Source organism: Amycolatopsis sp. NPDC050768, from assembly GCF_040654155.1.
Lineage (GTDB): Bacteria > Actinomycetota > Actinomycetes > Mycobacteriales > Pseudonocardiaceae > Amycolatopsis.
In genome coordinates, this window is sequence record NZ_JBFAHL010000002.1 from 134,936 (window position 1) to 149,861 (window position 14,926).

At 69.4% G+C, this 14,926-nt stretch carries 15 protein-coding genes; 11 read left to right on the plus strand and 4 right to left on the minus strand.

Annotated elements, in window-relative coordinates; translation table 11 throughout:
- Positions 1–58: 58 nt before the first annotated feature.
- From AB0H62_RS07805 to AB0H62_RS07815, 3 genes are all read left to right on the plus strand, one after another.
- Positions 59–454, plus strand: coding sequence for a hypothetical protein (locus tag AB0H62_RS07805; protein ID WP_360584816.1), 396 nt, complete (start codon positions 59–61; stop codon positions 452–454).
- Between the two features lie 266 nt (positions 455–720).
- Positions 721–1,941 carry a phosphodiester glycosidase family protein gene (locus tag AB0H62_RS07810; RefSeq protein WP_360584818.1) on the plus strand — a complete coding sequence of 407 codons (1,221 nt, stop codon included), beginning with the start codon at positions 721–723 and terminating at the stop codon, positions 1,939–1,941.
- 236 nt (positions 1,942–2,177) lie between these two features.
- On the plus strand, positions 2,178–2,615 hold the full coding sequence (locus tag AB0H62_RS07815; RefSeq protein ID WP_360584820.1) for a VOC family protein: 438 nt from the start codon (positions 2,178–2,180) through the stop codon (positions 2,613–2,615).
- 119 nt (positions 2,616–2,734) lie between these two features.
- Here the strand turns inward: AB0H62_RS07815 and AB0H62_RS07820 are convergent, their stop codons facing one another.
- The gene (locus AB0H62_RS07820) at positions 2,735–3,154 is read right to left on the minus strand and encodes a hypothetical protein (protein ID WP_360584822.1); all 420 of its coding nucleotides are present in this window, start codon (positions 3,152–3,154) and stop codon (positions 2,735–2,737) included.
- A gap of 182 nt (positions 3,155–3,336) precedes the next feature.
- On the minus strand, positions 3,337–4,116 hold the full coding sequence (locus AB0H62_RS07825) for a FadR/GntR family transcriptional regulator (protein WP_220242635.1): 780 nt from the start codon (positions 4,114–4,116) through the stop codon (positions 3,337–3,339).
- A 145-nt stretch (positions 4,117–4,261) separates the two neighbouring features.
- Between AB0H62_RS07825 and AB0H62_RS07830 the strand changes: the two genes are divergently transcribed.
- The 4 genes from AB0H62_RS07830 (at position 4,262) to AB0H62_RS07845 (ending at position 7,435) form a co-directional block, all read left to right on the plus strand.
- Positions 4,262–4,969: a class II aldolase/adducin family protein gene (locus AB0H62_RS07830; protein ID WP_220242636.1), complete on the plus strand. Its 708-nt coding sequence runs from the start codon at positions 4,262–4,264 to the stop codon at positions 4,967–4,969.
- A gap of 32 nt (positions 4,970–5,001) precedes the next feature.
- Complete coding sequence (locus tag AB0H62_RS07835) at positions 5,002–5,577, plus strand: cupin domain-containing protein (RefSeq protein WP_220242637.1); 576 nt, start codon at positions 5,002–5,004, stop codon at positions 5,575–5,577.
- 99 nt (positions 5,578–5,676) lie between these two features.
- Positions 5,677–6,330, plus strand: coding sequence for a class I SAM-dependent methyltransferase (locus tag AB0H62_RS07840; protein WP_220242638.1), 654 nt, complete (start codon positions 5,677–5,679; stop codon positions 6,328–6,330).
- A gap of 67 nt (positions 6,331–6,397) precedes the next feature.
- Positions 6,398–7,435, plus strand: coding sequence for a HoxN/HupN/NixA family nickel/cobalt transporter (locus tag AB0H62_RS07845; RefSeq protein WP_220246949.1), 1,038 nt, complete (start codon positions 6,398–6,400; stop codon positions 7,433–7,435).
- Here the strand turns inward: AB0H62_RS07845 and AB0H62_RS07850 are convergent.
- Together AB0H62_RS07850 and AB0H62_RS07855 are read right to left on the minus strand one after the other, a co-directional pair.
- Positions 7,432–8,247: an NAD(P)-dependent oxidoreductase gene (locus tag AB0H62_RS07850; protein WP_360584826.1), complete on the minus strand. Its 816-nt coding sequence runs from the start codon at positions 8,245–8,247 to the stop codon at positions 7,432–7,434. The genes AB0H62_RS07845 and AB0H62_RS07850 overlap by 4 nt on opposite strands.
- A 105-nt stretch (positions 8,248–8,352) precedes the next feature.
- Positions 8,353–9,345: a cupin domain-containing protein gene (locus tag AB0H62_RS07855; RefSeq protein WP_266118120.1), complete on the minus strand. Its 993-nt coding sequence runs from the start codon at positions 9,343–9,345 to the stop codon at positions 8,353–8,355.
- Positions 9,346–9,517: 172 nt separating this feature from the next.
- Here AB0H62_RS07855 and AB0H62_RS07860 point away from each other — a divergent pair, with 172 nt between their 5' ends.
- The 4 genes from AB0H62_RS07860 to AB0H62_RS07875 all read left to right on the plus strand — a co-directional run bounded on the left by AB0H62_RS07860 (position 9,518) and on the right by AB0H62_RS07875 (position 14,908).
- The gene (locus AB0H62_RS07860) at positions 9,518–10,507 is read left to right on the plus strand and encodes a hypothetical protein (protein ID WP_220242641.1); all 990 of its coding nucleotides are present in this window, start codon (positions 9,518–9,520) and stop codon (positions 10,505–10,507) included.
- Positions 10,508–10,856: 349 nt separating this feature from the next.
- On the plus strand, positions 10,857–11,948 hold the full coding sequence (locus AB0H62_RS07865) for an extracellular solute-binding protein (RefSeq protein WP_360584828.1): 1,092 nt from the start codon (positions 10,857–10,859) through the stop codon (positions 11,946–11,948).
- 44 nt (positions 11,949–11,992) lie between these two features.
- Positions 11,993–13,774 carry an iron ABC transporter permease gene (locus AB0H62_RS07870; RefSeq protein ID WP_360584830.1) on the plus strand — a complete coding sequence of 594 codons (1,782 nt, stop codon included), beginning with the start codon at positions 11,993–11,995 and terminating at the stop codon, positions 13,772–13,774.
- 42 nt (positions 13,775–13,816) lie between these two features.
- Positions 13,817–14,908: an ABC transporter ATP-binding protein gene (locus AB0H62_RS07875; protein WP_360584832.1), complete on the plus strand. Its 1,092-nt coding sequence runs from the start codon at positions 13,817–13,819 to the stop codon at positions 14,906–14,908.
- Positions 14,909–14,926 lie beyond the last annotated feature (18 nt).

The window sequence follows — 14,926 nt, forward strand, 5'->3', positions numbered from 1 at the left end:
CGATATCATCCACAATGGACGAACTCGGGTCTTCCTTGGAGCCCGGGCAGAACTGGTTGTGGCCCGCGACCTGCGCGAAGCCAAGATCACGCCGGACGCGGCAGAATCCGTTTACGGGATCGTCCTGGCCGGCGGCACGGTGGACGAAGCCGCGACGACCGCCGAACGCGCTCGGCGGCGCGACACCCGGCGCGACCGCTCCCAGGCGCCGGCCTCGCTCGGCAAGACCGACCTGACCAGCGCGCGCCGCCTCGACGACAACCTCGTCGAGCCCGCCGACGGCGGCCTGGCCTGCGGCCACTGCGGCGAACGCCTCAGCACCGCCGCCGGCGACCCGGCGGTCGCGGTCCACGAAGGACCACCGTCGGACGCCGGGCCGCAGATCATCGCGGACGCCGCCGACTACATCGACGCCCGCGTGGTGTTCCGCCAGTACTGCTGCCTGTCGTGCTGAACGGCCCTGTACTCGGGCGTCGTCCCGGCGGACCACCCGCACACGCTGACGGCACTCGGTCACCGGACCGCGACACCGGCCGGCTGAGTTCCGCGGTCAGCGTCAGAGAAGAAGCCCAGGCCCCTCGGCCTGGGCTTCTTGCTTGCCGCCGGACTCGAACCAGGAGCCCTCCTGCTGTTCATGCCGGGTTCACGACCACGGCCGGACGGGGTCACCACCGGCCGCAAGAGTGGGCGGGCTCTGTTCCGGTAAGAAAGGACCCGCCCATGAGACTGCGCAGATCGCTGGTGGCGCTGACGCTGACCGCCGCTGCCACGACGGCGCTGCCGACGTCGGCGTTCGCGGACACGGCCCTCGACGTGACCGGCAGCGAACAGGTCGCTCCCGGCGTTCGCCTCGAGACCTTCACGACCGCTTCGGCGAGTGCCGCGACCATCCAGGGTGAGCTGCTGACCGTCGACCTGCGCAACCCGCGCGTCTCGGTGGACCTGCTGCACCCGCAGTCGGTGGCGCAGGCCGCGACGGTGTCGCAGATGGCGAACGCCCAGGGAGCGGTGGCCGGCGTCAACGGCGACTTCTTCAACAACACCGAGGCCCAGCACCCCGGCGTCGCCTTCACCGACTCCTCCGACGGCCCCGAGATCGCCGATCGGCGCGTCCTCAAGGCCGCCGTCCCGAACGGGCAGCGGTTCGGGCCCGGGATGCCGCCCGGAGTCACGACGGAGGCTGTGCTCGGCGTCGGCGTCGACCGGGTGGCGCGCCTGGGCTCGGCGCACCTGGAGGGCAGCGTCCGTATCAAGTCGGCCACGTACTCGCTCGGCGGGCTGAACCAGTACGCGATCCCCGTCGGCGGCATCGGCGCCTACACCAGCGCGTGGGGCGCGACCTCCCGCGCCCGCTCGGTCTGCGGCACCGACACCAACCGGGGCGCCGCGTGCAGCACGGACACCACCGAGGTGACGCTCGATCACGACCGGGTCGTCTCGGTCGGCGACACCGCCGGCGCCGGCGCCATCGCGCGGGACGAGACGGTGCTGGTCGGGCGCGAAGCCGGCGCGAACGCGCTGCGGACACTCAAGGTCGGCCAGCACGTCAACGTGCATTACACCCTGTCGACCGGGCGCGGCATCCCGTTCAGCTTCGCGATCGGCGGCTTCCCGATCCTCCGCGACGGCACCGTGGTCCCCGGCCAGGACGCCAAGACCGCCGCGGTCCGCACCGGCGCGGGCTTCAGCGCCGACGGCCACACGCTGTTCTTCGTCGCGGTGCAGGCGAAACCCGGCACCCCCGGCGGCATGACCACCCTCGAGGTCGCCCAGCTCCTGCAGCAAACCGGCGACGCCAACGCCGTGAACCTCGACGGCGGCGGCTCGACCTCACTCGTGGCTCGAGACCTGGGCGCTCACACCGTCACGGTGCGCAACCACCCGACCGACGCCGCGGGCGAGCGCTCGGTCGCCAACGGGATCGGGGTCTTCGTCCGCTGAGGACCGTCAGGACGTGGCCGGTCCCGTCCTGACGTCGTCGCCGTGGAAGCCGGCTCCTCCGCCTTCCACGGCGACGAGCTGCACACGCTTCGCCGATCTGTGGGTTCTCGAGCTGCGCTCGTCACACGGGGCGAGGATTGTGACGATGGGCACAGCCACCGATGTCGGAACCACGGCACCGGCTCCGTCCCAGGGACACGAGCGGCCACGAGGGCCGCGCGACACGGGAGGCAACCATGACGATCCGCCGATTCGACCACACCGGCTTCGTGGTCGAGGACCTCGCGGCCGCGGTCGCGTTCTTCGTCGAACTGGGGATGGAGCTGGAGGGCGAGACCAAGGTCGAGGGCGAATGGGTGAACCAGCTCGTCGGGCTGGACGACGTCCGGGCGGACCTCGCCTTCCTGCGGACCCCGGACGGCCACGGCCGGATCGAGCTGTCGGCGTTCCGCTCGCCGGTGTCCACCGCCCCCGCGCCGAGCGCGCCGGTGAACGTCCCGGGTATTCCTCGCCTCACCTTCATCATCGACTCCGTCGACGACACCCTCGAACGCCTGCGCGCCCACGGGGCCGAGCTCGTGGGCGAGGTCGCGCGGTACGAGGACTACTGCCGGTACTGCTACGTCCGCGGCCCTGCGGGCGTGATCATCGGGCTGGTCGAGGAGCTCGGCTGAGGCACCACGATTCCGCGAGCGCAAGCCGGTGTCGCCGCTGACGCTGCCGGGGGTGTTGCCGGATACGTTGCACAGCCCGAAACCATGGGGCGAGAACGCATCCCTCTCCCTCGCGCGGCTCAGCGCGCACCGAGCAGCGCCGCGATCCTCGGCGCCTCAGCGGTCTTGAACCGCACCTCGACGTGACCGGAGCGATCGGCGTGAAAGGTGGCGGGTTCGTAGCCAAGCACCAGCCGCCGTTCCTCCGCCCGGACCGTGACGCCGAAGGGCCGGCCCTCGCGCAGCGGCACGTCGATGTGCTTGCCCTTCTGGTCACCGCTGGTGAGCCACACCAACAACCGCCGGTGCGTCACCGCGAGGGCGCCCGCCGTGGCGTCGACGGCGCCGAACCGCCACACCCCCGGCGCGCGATAGCCGCGACAACGCACGGATCCGGTGAGCCCCTCCGCCAGGTACACGACGCCCTCACCCCGCAGCTCCGCACGCATCGGCTCGGGCAGCCGGCCCGATCCCAGCACGGCGCGCAGGAAGAAGTTCACGCTCTCACCCTAAGCGCGCCCCCCGCGTCCGCGAGGGCACTTTCACCGCCCCGCGCGCGCCCTCATTGCGCATTCCGGCCGGTGGGTACGCACAGCGGCTGGGCCGGCCCGTCCGGGGTCCTCGAACTGTGTTACGTGCCGGCCGACAAATAAGGCCGGTCACGGCGGGGGTCTCGGCGAACCTACACTTCTTTGCCCTTTTCCCGCGAAGCCTGCACGCGCGCGATCCGCTGGGAAGTCCGGCGAAGGTGCTTGGCCATGATCTCGCGCGCCTTTTCCGCGTCCCGCGCGGCGATGGCCTCCACGAACTCGCGGTGTTCGCTGGTGCCCCGGTGGCCCATCAGCGGCGCGGCCACCTGGGCCTCGCGCAGGGACATCAGCAGCGGACCGTGGAACGAGTGCACCAGCATTTCGATGGCGGCGTTGTGGGTGCACTGCGCCACGCGGACGTGAAACGCGGCCGACATCTCCATGCTGTACTCGCCGCGTTTCAGAGCGGCTTGGTGCTCGCGGGTCAACTCGCGTAGGTCCTCGACGTCCTTTTCGGTCGCCCGCTCGATCACCGCGTCGATGATGCCGAGCTCCACTACCTGCCGGGCCTCGATGACTTCCGGCGCTGTCATCGGCGAGAGGTTCACGAGGTCGGCGAGGTTCGCACTGAGCTTCGTCGACGAGGGCGTCGTGACGAACGCGCCGCCGCGCGCGCCGACCCGGATCGCGACCAGGCCGGCGGCTTCCAGTACGCGTAGCGCCTCGCGGACGGTGACCCGGCTGACGCCCATCTGCTCGCACAGGGCGCGCTCGCTCGGCAGGCGATCGCCGGGACGCAGTTTGTCGGCGCGGATGAGCGAGCGGATCTGCTCGACGATGACTTCCGACATCCGGCTCGACGACACGACGTCGAACAGTCCGCTGTCCGCCCGCGGAGCAGCCGCGGATCCACCCCGCCCTGCTGGTTCCATGCGCCGATCCTCTCACAGGAACACCGAAACCCCCGCTGTCGCGGCGCCCGACCAAGGGTTGACCCGCCGCTGGAGGGCGCCTTATGGTCATATCGTCGTTCGGACTAACCAATAGACCAGACCTTCGGAACAAACAGGAGGCGCCGTGAGGGAGTCCGTCGCGCTCGCCTGCCGGGTGCTCGCCGCGACCGGCCTCGTCGAGCACGTGCTCGGCCACATCAGCGTCCGCACGTCGCCGGACGAGCTGCTGGTGCGCTGCCGTGGCCCGGAGGAAGCCGGCCTCCGCTACACGACGGCGGAGGACATCCGGCCGGTGCCGCTGCACGGCACGCCCGAAACCGGCGAGTGGAGCGTGCCCAACGAGCTCCCGATCCACACCGAGGTGCTGCGGCGCCACCCCGAGGCGACGGCCGTGGTCCACGCGCACCCACCCGCCGTGGTCACCATGGCGCTCGCCGGGCTGCCGTGGCTGCCGCTGTTCGGCGCCTACGACATCCCCGCCGCGCGGCTGGCCGCAGACGGCATCCCCGTGTGGCCGCGCTCGGTGCTGGTGAACGACCACGACCTCGCCGGGCAGATGGCCGACGCGCTCGGCGACCGGCCGGTCCTGGTCCTCAGTGGACACGGGCTGGTCAGCGTCGCCGGCGGTGACCCCGAGACCGCGGTGGCCCAGGCCGTGTTGCAGGCCATCGCCGTCGACACGCTCGCCCGGCACACCCTCGCCGTCGCCCACGCCGGCGGGAAACCGGTGGCGATCCCCGACGAGGACCTCGCGCTCCTGCCCGATCTGGGCGGGGCGTTCAACGTCACGACCCTGTGGCGGCACGTGGTGCGGCGCACCGAGAACCCCTGAAGTCCCCCGCGAGTACGACAAGGAGAGCAGCAGTGCGTGACGAGTACCTGAAGGGCGTCCTGGCCAGCGAGAAGAAGAACCTCGATTCCTCGGAGATCGCGGCCCGCGACGAGTTCAACCGGCAGCACCCGCCGAACAAGGGCCTGGTCGTGGAGGACGACCTGAGGAAGATGGAGCTGCCGGCCCGGCCGTGGCGCAACAACCGAGGCCACTACTTCGACCTCGCCGACTACGAGGTGCTGAGCGCGCACATCTCGGAGCTCAAGCCGGGCAACAACTCCGTGCGCCACCGCCACACCACCGAGGCCTACCTCTACGTGGTCAAGGGACACGGTTTCTCTCTCGTCAACTACGACGACGAGCCGATCGAGGTCGTCGAATGGCAGGAGGGCACGCTGTTCGCGCCGCCTCGGTGGGCGTGGCACCAGCACTTCAACCTCGACGGCAATGACACCGCGCGCTACCTCGCGATCCAGGACACGGGACTGCTGCGCACGATGCGCCTGCACAACATCGAGCGCCACGGCGTGCAGCTCTCCCCCGACGAGGGCAAGCAGCTCCTCGACGCGGCCGTCGAGGCCGGCACCACGCACGGCGCCCGCAAGTAAGCGATTCCCTCGGCCGTGCTCCCGCACCCGAGGCGGGAGCACGGCCGAGCCACGAACCCATCCGACCTGTGAGGAGTGCCCGTGCCCGAAGGAACACCCGTGTCCGAATGGCTGGACCCGACCGTCGCGACGTCGTGGCTGGAACAGGACAGCCTCGTCGGATTCCTCGTGCTGCCCCGGCGAATCGCCGCCACGCTGGTGGCGGGCGACCGGCCGCGGACGAAACTGGTGGCCGACATCGGCAGCGGCCCCGGTGACTTCCTGGAGGTCCTGCTCGATCTCTTCCCCGGCGCGCACGGCATCTGGACCGACGTCTCCACCGTGATGGAAGACGCCGCCCGCGCGCGACTCGCCCGCTTCTCCGACCGCGTTTCCTACCAGCTCACCGACATGACGGACCTCGCGGAACTGCCCGGTGACCTCGACGTGGTGATGACCTCGCGGGCCAGCCACCACCTGAACCCGGCGCAGCTGGCGCGGTTCTACACCGAAGCGGCCGAGCACCTGGCGCCCGGCGGCTGGCTGCTGAACCTCGACCACATCGGGCCCGGGCCGGTGTGGGACGCGCGGCTGCGCGCAGCCCGCAAGCAGCTCATCCCGCCTTCCGACAAGGCCGGTGCCCACAAGCACAACGACGCGCTGCCCTCGGTGAACGACCACCTCGAAGGGCTCGCGAAGGCCGGGTTCGGCGACGTCGAGATGCCGTGGCGCGGCCTGTACACCTGCCTGCTGGCGGCTCGTCGTGACGGTTGACGGATCCCACCGGCTCGCCCGCGTCCGCGTCGCGCTCAGCGGCCGCGAATGGGCGTCTCTGGGCGGCATGGCCACGGTCGTCCTACTGCTGAACCTCGTCGGTTGGGGGGTGCTCGGCCTCGTGGTGGCCCCGGAGCACCACGCGCTGGCCGGCGGCGGGTTCTTCGGCGTCGGGCTCGGCGTCACGGCGTTCACGCTGGGGCTGCGCCACGCGTTCGACGCCGACCACATCGCCGCCATCGACAACACCACCCGCAAGCTGATGGCCGAGGGGGGCCGGCCGCTGTCGGTCGGGTTCTGGTTCTCGCTCGGTCATTCGACCGTCGTGTTCGGACTGTGCCTGCTGCTCTCGATCGGTGTGCGCGCGCTCGCCGGATCGGTCACGGACGACTCGTCGGCGCTGCACCGGGTGACGGGCCTGATCGGCACGTCGGTATCGGGGGTGTTCCTCTATATCATCGGGATCGTTAACCTGGTCGTGCTGTTCGGCATTCTGCGAGTGTTCCGCGAGATGCGCCACGGCCGGTTCAGCGAAGCCGAGCTCGAGGAGCACCTCGCGCGGCGCGGCGTGCTGAACCGGCTGCTGTCCGGCCTGACGAAGGCGGTCCGCAAGCCCTGGCACATCTACCCGGTGGGTGTCCTCTTCGGACTCGGGTTCGACACCGCCACCGAGGTGGGCCTGCTCGTGCTGGCGGCGGGCGCGGCCACTTTCGCCCTGCCCTGGTACGCCATCCTCGTGCTGCCGGTGCTGTTCGCGGCGGGGATGACGCTGTTCGACACCGCCGACGGCTGCTTCATGAACTTCGCCTACGGGTGGGCGTTCGCGAAGCCGGTGCGCAAGGTCTTCTACAACCTCACCGTGACCGCGCTTTCGGTGGCTGTCGCGCTCGTCATCGGGACGATCGAGCTGCTGTCGATCCTCGCCGACCGGCTCGGGATCGTCTCGGGCCCGCTGGCCGCGATCGCCGACCTCGACCTGAACAACGTCGGCTTCGCGATCGCCGGGTTGTTCGTCGCGACCTGGCTCGTCGCCGTGCTCGTCTGGCGGGTCGGCCGGATCGAGGAGAAGTGGTCGGCCCACCTCTCCGTCGACCCCGACCGTTAGGCGGGCGGCCCGCCGAACAGCTCCGCCACGCCCGCGATGGTGATGCCCTCCATCACCTCGCGGGCGGTGTGCGCCACCGGCAGATCCTGGCCCACGCCGTCGGCCATGCGGAACGCGTTGGCCAGATCCTTGCGGTACCAGGTGAAGCGCATCAGTTCGAGCTGCGCGAGCGTGGCGCTCGCGGCCACTCCGTCGAGCAAGGCCCGGCGCAGCTTCGCCGGCTCGACGCCGAGGCTGCGACCGAGGCGCATCGCCTCGACGATCGCCGTGATCTGGCCCCAGTGACACAGGTTGTTCACCGTCTTGCCGACCTGGCCGGAGCCGAGCGGACCGAGGTGGTGCACCGCTTTCGTCCACGGCTGCAGCGCCGGGCGCACCCGGTCCAGCACGGCTTCTTCGCCACCGACCAGCAGGACGATCTCGCCGTTCTCCGCTCCGCGGACACCACCGGTGAGGGCCGCGTCCAGGACGGCCACTCCGGCGCCTTCGGCCTCGGCCTCGACGCGGTGCGAGGTCTCGGGCGTCACCGAACTGCAGATCAGCAACGCGGAGCCACGCTTCGCCGTGGTCAGCACGGCCGCCGACACCTCGAGCACGTCCTCATCGGACGGAACGATCACGAGCACCACGTCGCACCCGCCGAGCTCTGCCGCGGACCCGGCCGCCCTCGCGCCCGCGCCGACCAGTTCGTCCACTGTGGAGCGATCGCGGTCGAATACAACCGTGTCCCAGCCGGCGCCGGCGAGGTGCCGCGCGATCGGCGCGCCCATCGCACCCAGCCCGGCCACGCCAACGCTTCCGTGATCCGACATCAGTACCTTCCTCCCCGCCGACGGGGCCGCACCCCGCGGCAGTCGAAGCGAAAGGGGCCTGCCTCGCGATGAATCCACGAGACAGGCCCCTTCTTCACGGACGCCTCAGACGGCGCTGGCGGCTTCGGCCAGTTCGCCGGTGTACTCCGGAGCGTTTTCGAAGTAGTGCACCTTGTCGTAGCCGATGTGCTTGAACATGCGGTTCTGCGCGGACAGCAAGCGCAGCGGAGTGCCGTCTGCGGCGTAGTGCACGGCGATCGTGTTCTGCGGAACGTAGAGCGTGTCGCCCTTCGTGATCTCGTGCCGGGTCGGCGTCTTCGCGACTCGCGCGTAGTACTTCTCCGCGATCTCCTCCTGGACCTCCCAGTGCAGCGAATAGCCGGAGCCATCGAGCACATAGAGGACCTCGTCGGCCATCTTCCAGTGCTTGCCCGAGCGGCTGCCGGCCGGGATGTCGAGCTCGAAGACATCGACGGAGAACTGGCGCAGGTCCGTCCGCTCGGGACTGTTGAGCACGCGGACGCGGCCCATCGGGGTCGTTTCCCAGACCGTGTCCTCCTGCCGCACGACCTTCTTGCGCTCCAGCACACCGTCGGTCCAGATCCGCGACCAGTCCTCGCGCTCACCGAACTCGTCCGGCCGCTCGATCGGACCGCCGCGGCCCTGCTGCAGCAGACCCAGGAACATCCACGTGCACTTGGCCTTCATCACCAGCGCGACGGCTTTTTCGTCGTAGGGGTTGTAGTGCCGGTGCACCGAGTCGGTGTGCACGAAGACCAGTTCCCCGGCCTTCCAGTCGTAACGCTGGTCGTCGTGGATCTCGTAGCCGGCACCTTCGAGGATGTAGAAGGACGCCTCGTTCTGGTGTCCGTGTCCCCGGTTGGAGCTGTGCGGCGGCAGTTCGACGAAATGCACCTGCAACGTCTGGGTCAGGAAGTCCTCGTCCCCCGGCCCGATTCGCCACCACGTGCGGGACTTCTCCGAGTCGCCGGAGTGGCCGACCTTCGCGTCGTCGACCACCACCGAGTCGTCGCGGACTCGTTCGGCGGCCAGCTGGGCCTGACGGAACTGACCGAGCCCGTAGGTCTCAGAAGTCAAGCCACGTACGAACACGCGTCCCTTCTTGCCCATGCGTTCCTCGCTTTCCCGCGCCTTGGCGCTTTTCGACGGAGGCAGAAGATGTTCCTCCCGGGCGCCCCGCCCGGGTACGCTCCGAAGTATAGGCCTAACTGTCCTACCAATCCAGAGCCCGACCTTCCGGGAGGCTTCGTTGAGCGACGTCCACCTCAGCATCGCGACCACCGACTACGACCACTTCCGCGACTTCCGCACCGGCGCCGTGCGAGCCCAGGGCATCGACCACACCTGGTCGATGCTGAGCCACCACGAGATCTTCGCGCGGTTCACCGCCAACCGTGAGTGGGACGTGGCCGAGTTGTCCTTCGCCAAGTTCAGCGCCCAGATCACCCGCGACGAGCCGGACATCGTGGGACTGCCGGTCGTTTGCTCGCGGCTGTTCCGGTTCGGCTCGTTCTACGTCAACCGCCGCAGCGGCATCCGCTCCGTCGAAGACCTGCGCGGCAAGAAGGTCGGCTCGCCCGAGTGGGCTCACTCGGCCGCGGTGTACATGCGAGGCTGGCTGCACAACGACATGGGCGTCAAACTCGATGAGATCGAATGGTACCAGGCCGGCGCGAACGCCCCGGGCCGCGTCGAGAAGGTGGAGCTGAACCTGCCGCCCGGCGTACGGCTCACCCGCGTGGCCGACCGGTCGCTGTCGGACCTGCTCGCCGCGGGCGATATCGACTGCGCGATCATCGCGCGGCCGCCGACGTGCTTCCTCGAAGGCCACCCCGACGTCGTGCGCCTTTTCCCGGACTACCGGGAAAAGGAACAGGAGTACTTCGGGGACACCGGCATCTGGCCGATCATGCACTTGATCGCGATGCGCCGCCAGGTCCTCGACGAGCACCCGTGGGCCGCTCGCAACCTCTACAACGCCTTCCTGGAGTCGAAACAACGCAGCGTCGAACGGCTTCTCGACCCCGCCGTCTCGCGCTACCCGCTCCCCTGGCTCGCCACCTACGGCCGCGAGATGCGCGACCTGTTCGCCGGTGACCCGTTCCCGTTCGGCATCGAACCCAACCGTGCCACGTGGGAACAGCTGCTCACCTACGCAGCCCAGCAGGGCATCGCGCACCGGCTCGCCACCGCCGACGAGATCTTCCCAGCCGGGATCATGACCGAGGTGGTGGTGTGAACCCGGTGCGGTAATCCGCCATTCGGCCCTACGGTTTCCGCCGGGCTTTGGCAGAATGGCTGCCACTTCGACGCAGGGACGCGCCCGCCCGCACTCACCGCGCACGGGCCGTCCCGCGCTGCGCTCACCGTCCGAAGTGGATCCGCGGGCCGAGGATTTCGATCGGGACCAGCATCGGCATCAACGGTTGACAAATGGTCATACCATAGGTCCATACTGCTCGAACCGAACGGCCCATGGCCTCAGGCACCGGACCCTCGGCACCCGAAGCTCCGCGACAGTTCCGCACTCACATCGTGGTGAGCCCGCCTTGTTCCCGGCGGCGGTCCGCTCACCGAAGGGAACCGCAATGCACAAGAGGCGAAGCACCCGACGGACCGTCTCGGCCGTCCTCGCCGGCGGCCTGGCGTTGACGATGGCCGCCGCGTGCGGCTCCGGCGCGGCCAGCTCTACCGACGAGGCCCAGATGACGGCCGACCAGCGCAACCCCCAGCAGCTCGCCGAGGTGGCGGCGAGGGAAGGCCAGGTGGTCTGGTACACCACGTTCGCCGACACCGACGTCGCTCCGATCATCGCGTCGTTCAACAAGGTCTACCCGAAGATCAAGGTCAACGCCCTGCGGCTGAGCGCCGACAAGATCCCGCCCCGCGTGATCACCGAGCAGCGCGGCGGCAAGTACAACGCCGACGTGGTCTCCGGCGACTCGCCGCAGATCGCCCAGCTGCTGCAGGCGGGCGCGCTGCAGCCCTACAAACCGGTCGACGCCGCACCGCTGCCCGCCGGGCTCAGCCTGCCCGACGGCTACCAAGGTGTCGTGTACGCCGTCACCACCGTGCTCTCCTGGAACCCCCAGGTGCTCACGCAGAAGGGCCTGACCGCACCGAAATCCTGGGAGGACCTCACGAAGCCCCAGTGGCGCGGGCAGTTCTCGATCGACCCCGGCGCGGTCAACTGGTACGACAGCCTGATCGCGGCGATGGGCCACGACAAGGCACTGGCGTTGCTGAAGGGGCTCGGCGACAACGCGCCGGTGTTCGTCGAGAGCCACACCCAGTCGCTGACCAACGTGCAAGCCGGCGAGCCGCTCGCCGCCGCGACCGCGTACGGCTACAAAGCCTCCAGCCTCAAGAAGAAGACGCCGAACACCCTGGACTTCGTCAACGGCACACCGCTGCCGGCGTCGCTGAACCTCATCGACGTCGTGAAGAACTCGCCGCACCCCAACGCCGCCCGCCTCTTCGACGACTGGATGGTCTCCAAGGCCGGGCAGCAGGAGATCGTCGACGTCACCAACCACACGTCGGTCCGCCCGGACGTCACCAACGACGCGAAGGTGTGGGACGAGACGAAGTGGCCGGCCGCGTGGGGGCACCCGAACCTCTCGCAGGCGGACTACAACAACGAGCTCGCGGAAATGAAGTCGGCACTCAAAGCGCCGTGACCCCCTGACGGCCGTGGCGGACCCCGCCGGCGAAAGGACCCACGATGACCCTGCTGGACACCCGACCCGGCGACCCGGCACCCACCAAGACCGGCCGGTCCGCGAAGACCTCGCGCCACCGGTCCTGGCGATCCCTGCTGCAGCCGCGCTACCTCACGCTCGCCATCGCGGCGATCGCGGTGGCCTACCTCGCGCTGGTCCCGGTCGGCACGATGATCTACGCCAGCTTGCAGACGTCGTTCCTCGGCACCGGCGTTTCGTCATGGACACTGCACAACTACGCCACGACCTTCGCGTCCGACGGGTTCGGCACGCTGGTGCTCAACTCGTTCCTCTACGCCGGGCTCACGGCGATCGTCTGCACGGTGATCGGGTTCGGGCTCGCGTGGCTGGTCAGCCGGACCAACACCCCGTGCAAGACGTTCGCGCAGCTGGCGGCGCTCGTCCCACTGATCGTGCCGGGGATCCTCAACACGGTGGCGTGGGCCCTGCTGCTCTCCCCCGAACGCGGGCCGCTCAACGGCGTCCTGCGGTCGGTGGGACTCCCGACATTCAACATCTACTCGATCGCCGGCATGGTGTTCGTGCAGTCCATCCACGTCGCGCCGGTCGCGTTCCTCATGGGCACGGCGGCGTTCAGCTCGATGGACTCGTCGCTGGAGGAGGCCTCGCTCGCCTCGGGCGCCTCCCCCGTGCGCACCTTCCGCGTGATCACGCTGCGGATGGCCCGGCCGGCGATCCTGTCGGCCGCGCTGCTGATGTTCATCCAGACCATCTCGACGTTCGAGGTGCCGCAGCTGATCGGCGTGCCGGGCCACACGTACGTGTTCGTCAGCCGGATCTACAGCGCGCTGCAGGCGTTCCCTGCGGATTACGGCACGGTCGGGGTGATCGGGGTGTTCGTGCTGGTGATCGCGTCGATCGGGCTGATTCTGTCGCAACGGCTGAGCCGGCGTTCGGCCACGCAGACGATCACCGGCAAGGGGTTCCGCTCGACGGTGCAGGACCTGGGCAAGTGGCGCTGGGCCGGACTGGCCGTGTTCATCCTGTTCTTCGTCATCGCGGTCGTGCTGCCGCTGGCGATGCTGATCTGGTCGTCGCTGTTGCCCGGCTACGAACCGCCTTCGCTGAAAGCGCTGGGAGACCTGGGATTCGGCAACTACGCCCAGATCTTCCGGCAGCCGGCCCTGATCGAGTCGGTGCGCAACAGCGTCGTCACGGCGGTGAGCTCGGCGGTGATCGTCACCGCGCTCAGCGCCGTGGTCGCCTACCTCACGGTGAAGACGAAGGTGTTCGGCCGCGGGCTGCTCGACGGGCTCGCGACGGTGCCGATCGCCGTGCCCAGCATCGTGATGGGCGTCGGCATCCTCTACTGGTACCTCGCCGCGCCGCTGCCCGTGCACCTCTACGGCACGCTGACCATCCTGGTCGTCGCGTTCGTGACGATCAGCCTGCCGTACGCGATGCGCTACCTCGTGCCCGGCATGTCGCAGATCAAGGACGAGCTCGAAGAGGCGGCGACCGCGAGCGGCGCTTCCTGGGCCCAGACGTTCCGGCGGGTGTTCATCCCGCTTCTCATGCCCTCACTGCTGGCCGCGTTCCTGTACACGATGATCGTCGCGTTCCGCGAGATCTCCGCGGCGATCTTCCTGTACTCCTCCGGGTCGGAGGTCGTGTCCGTGAGCATCTACGACCTCTATTCCAACGGCTCGTACCCGGTGGTCGCCGCGCTCGGCGTGGTGATGGTGCTGTTCCTGACGATCCTCGTCGCCGGTGTCCGGCTGCTCGGGCGCCGCTTCGGGATCCAGGGCGCGAATCAGAGCTGAGCACACCCGACAACAACCCCCGCGGGAGAGTGGGATCCGAAGATGATCAGGCTGACCGGACTGACGAAACGATTCCCGGGCCGGACCGTGGCCGCCAACGCGGTCGACGGGATCGACCTGGAGATCGCCGAGGGCAAGCTGGTGACCCTGCTGGGCCCCAGCGGCTGCGGGAAAACCACCACGCTGCGGCTCATCGCCGGGCTGGAACGCGCCGACGCCGGCTCGATCGAGCTCGACGGCAAGGTCGTTTCCGATCCCCGCAACGGGGTGTTCGCCGGCGCGCACCGCCGGCCGATCGGGATCGTATTCCAGTCGTACGCGATCTGGCCGCACATGTCGGTGGTGCAGAACGTGATGTTTCCCTTGCGGGTCAACAAACCCCGGATCCGCGCCGCGGCGGCGCGCAAGAAGGCGCTGGACGCGCTCGACCTCGTGGGCCTGGCCGACTTCGCCGAACGCCCGGCCCCGGCGTTGTCCGGTGGCCAGCAGCAGCGGGTCGCGCTGGCCCGCGCCCTGGTGCGCGAGCCGAAGGTGCTGCTGCTCGACGAGCCGCTGAGCAACCTCGACGCCGGGCTGCGGGACCGGATGCGCGACGAGATCCGCGCCGTGCAGCAGCGGCTCGGCATCACCACGGTGTTCGTCACCCACGACCAGGACGAGGCCCTCGCGGTCTCCGACGACGTGGTCGTGATGAACAGCGGCTCGATCGTCGAACGCGGCCGGCCGCAGGAGATCTACGCCCGGCCACAGCAGGAGTTCACCGCGCGCTTCCTCGGGGTCTCCAACACGCTCACCGGCGTCGTCACCGAGGTGCTGGAGACCGGCGTGTGCGTGCAGGTCGGGCCCGGCCGGCTGGTCTGCAGCAGCAGCTCCGAGCTGAGCGCGGGCGACGCGGTCAGCGTGTTCATGCGGCCCGAGAGCTTCGGGTTCTCCCGCAAGCAGCACGACGCCGAAGCCTGGAAAGGCACCGTGGAGTTCAGCATCTACCACGGCGACTGCTGGGACTACTACGTCCGGCTCGGCGACGACGTGCTGAAGGTCCGCGTTTACAAGGAGAAGGTCGGCCTCGCCCACGGCGACCCGATCTTCTTGCAGCCCGAGCCCGAGGACGCGATCGTCCTGCCCGCACACTGACCCGAGAGGAGCACGGCC

Coding starts and splice junctions, on each gene's coding strand:
- AB0H62_RS07870 (WP_360584830.1), top strand. CDS start 11,993: ATGACCCTGCTGGACACCCGACCCGGCGACCCGGCACCCACCAAGACC.
- AB0H62_RS07825 (WP_220242635.1), bottom strand. CDS start 4,116: ATGGAACCAGCAGGGCGGGGTGGATCCGCGGCTGCTCCGCGGGCGGAC.
- AB0H62_RS07815 (WP_360584820.1), top strand. CDS start 2,178: ATGACGATCCGCCGATTCGACCACACCGGCTTCGTGGTCGAGGACCTC.
- AB0H62_RS07865 (WP_360584828.1), top strand. CDS start 10,857: ATGCACAAGAGGCGAAGCACCCGACGGACCGTCTCGGCCGTCCTCGCC.
- AB0H62_RS07845 (WP_220246949.1), top strand. CDS start 6,398: ATGGCCACGGTCGTCCTACTGCTGAACCTCGTCGGTTGGGGGGTGCTC.
- AB0H62_RS07810 (WP_360584818.1), top strand. CDS start 721: ATGAGACTGCGCAGATCGCTGGTGGCGCTGACGCTGACCGCCGCTGCC.
- AB0H62_RS07875 (WP_360584832.1), top strand. CDS start 13,817: ATGATCAGGCTGACCGGACTGACGAAACGATTCCCGGGCCGGACCGTG.
- AB0H62_RS07850 (WP_360584826.1), bottom strand. CDS start 8,247: ATGTCGGATCACGGAAGCGTTGGCGTGGCCGGGCTGGGTGCGATGGGC.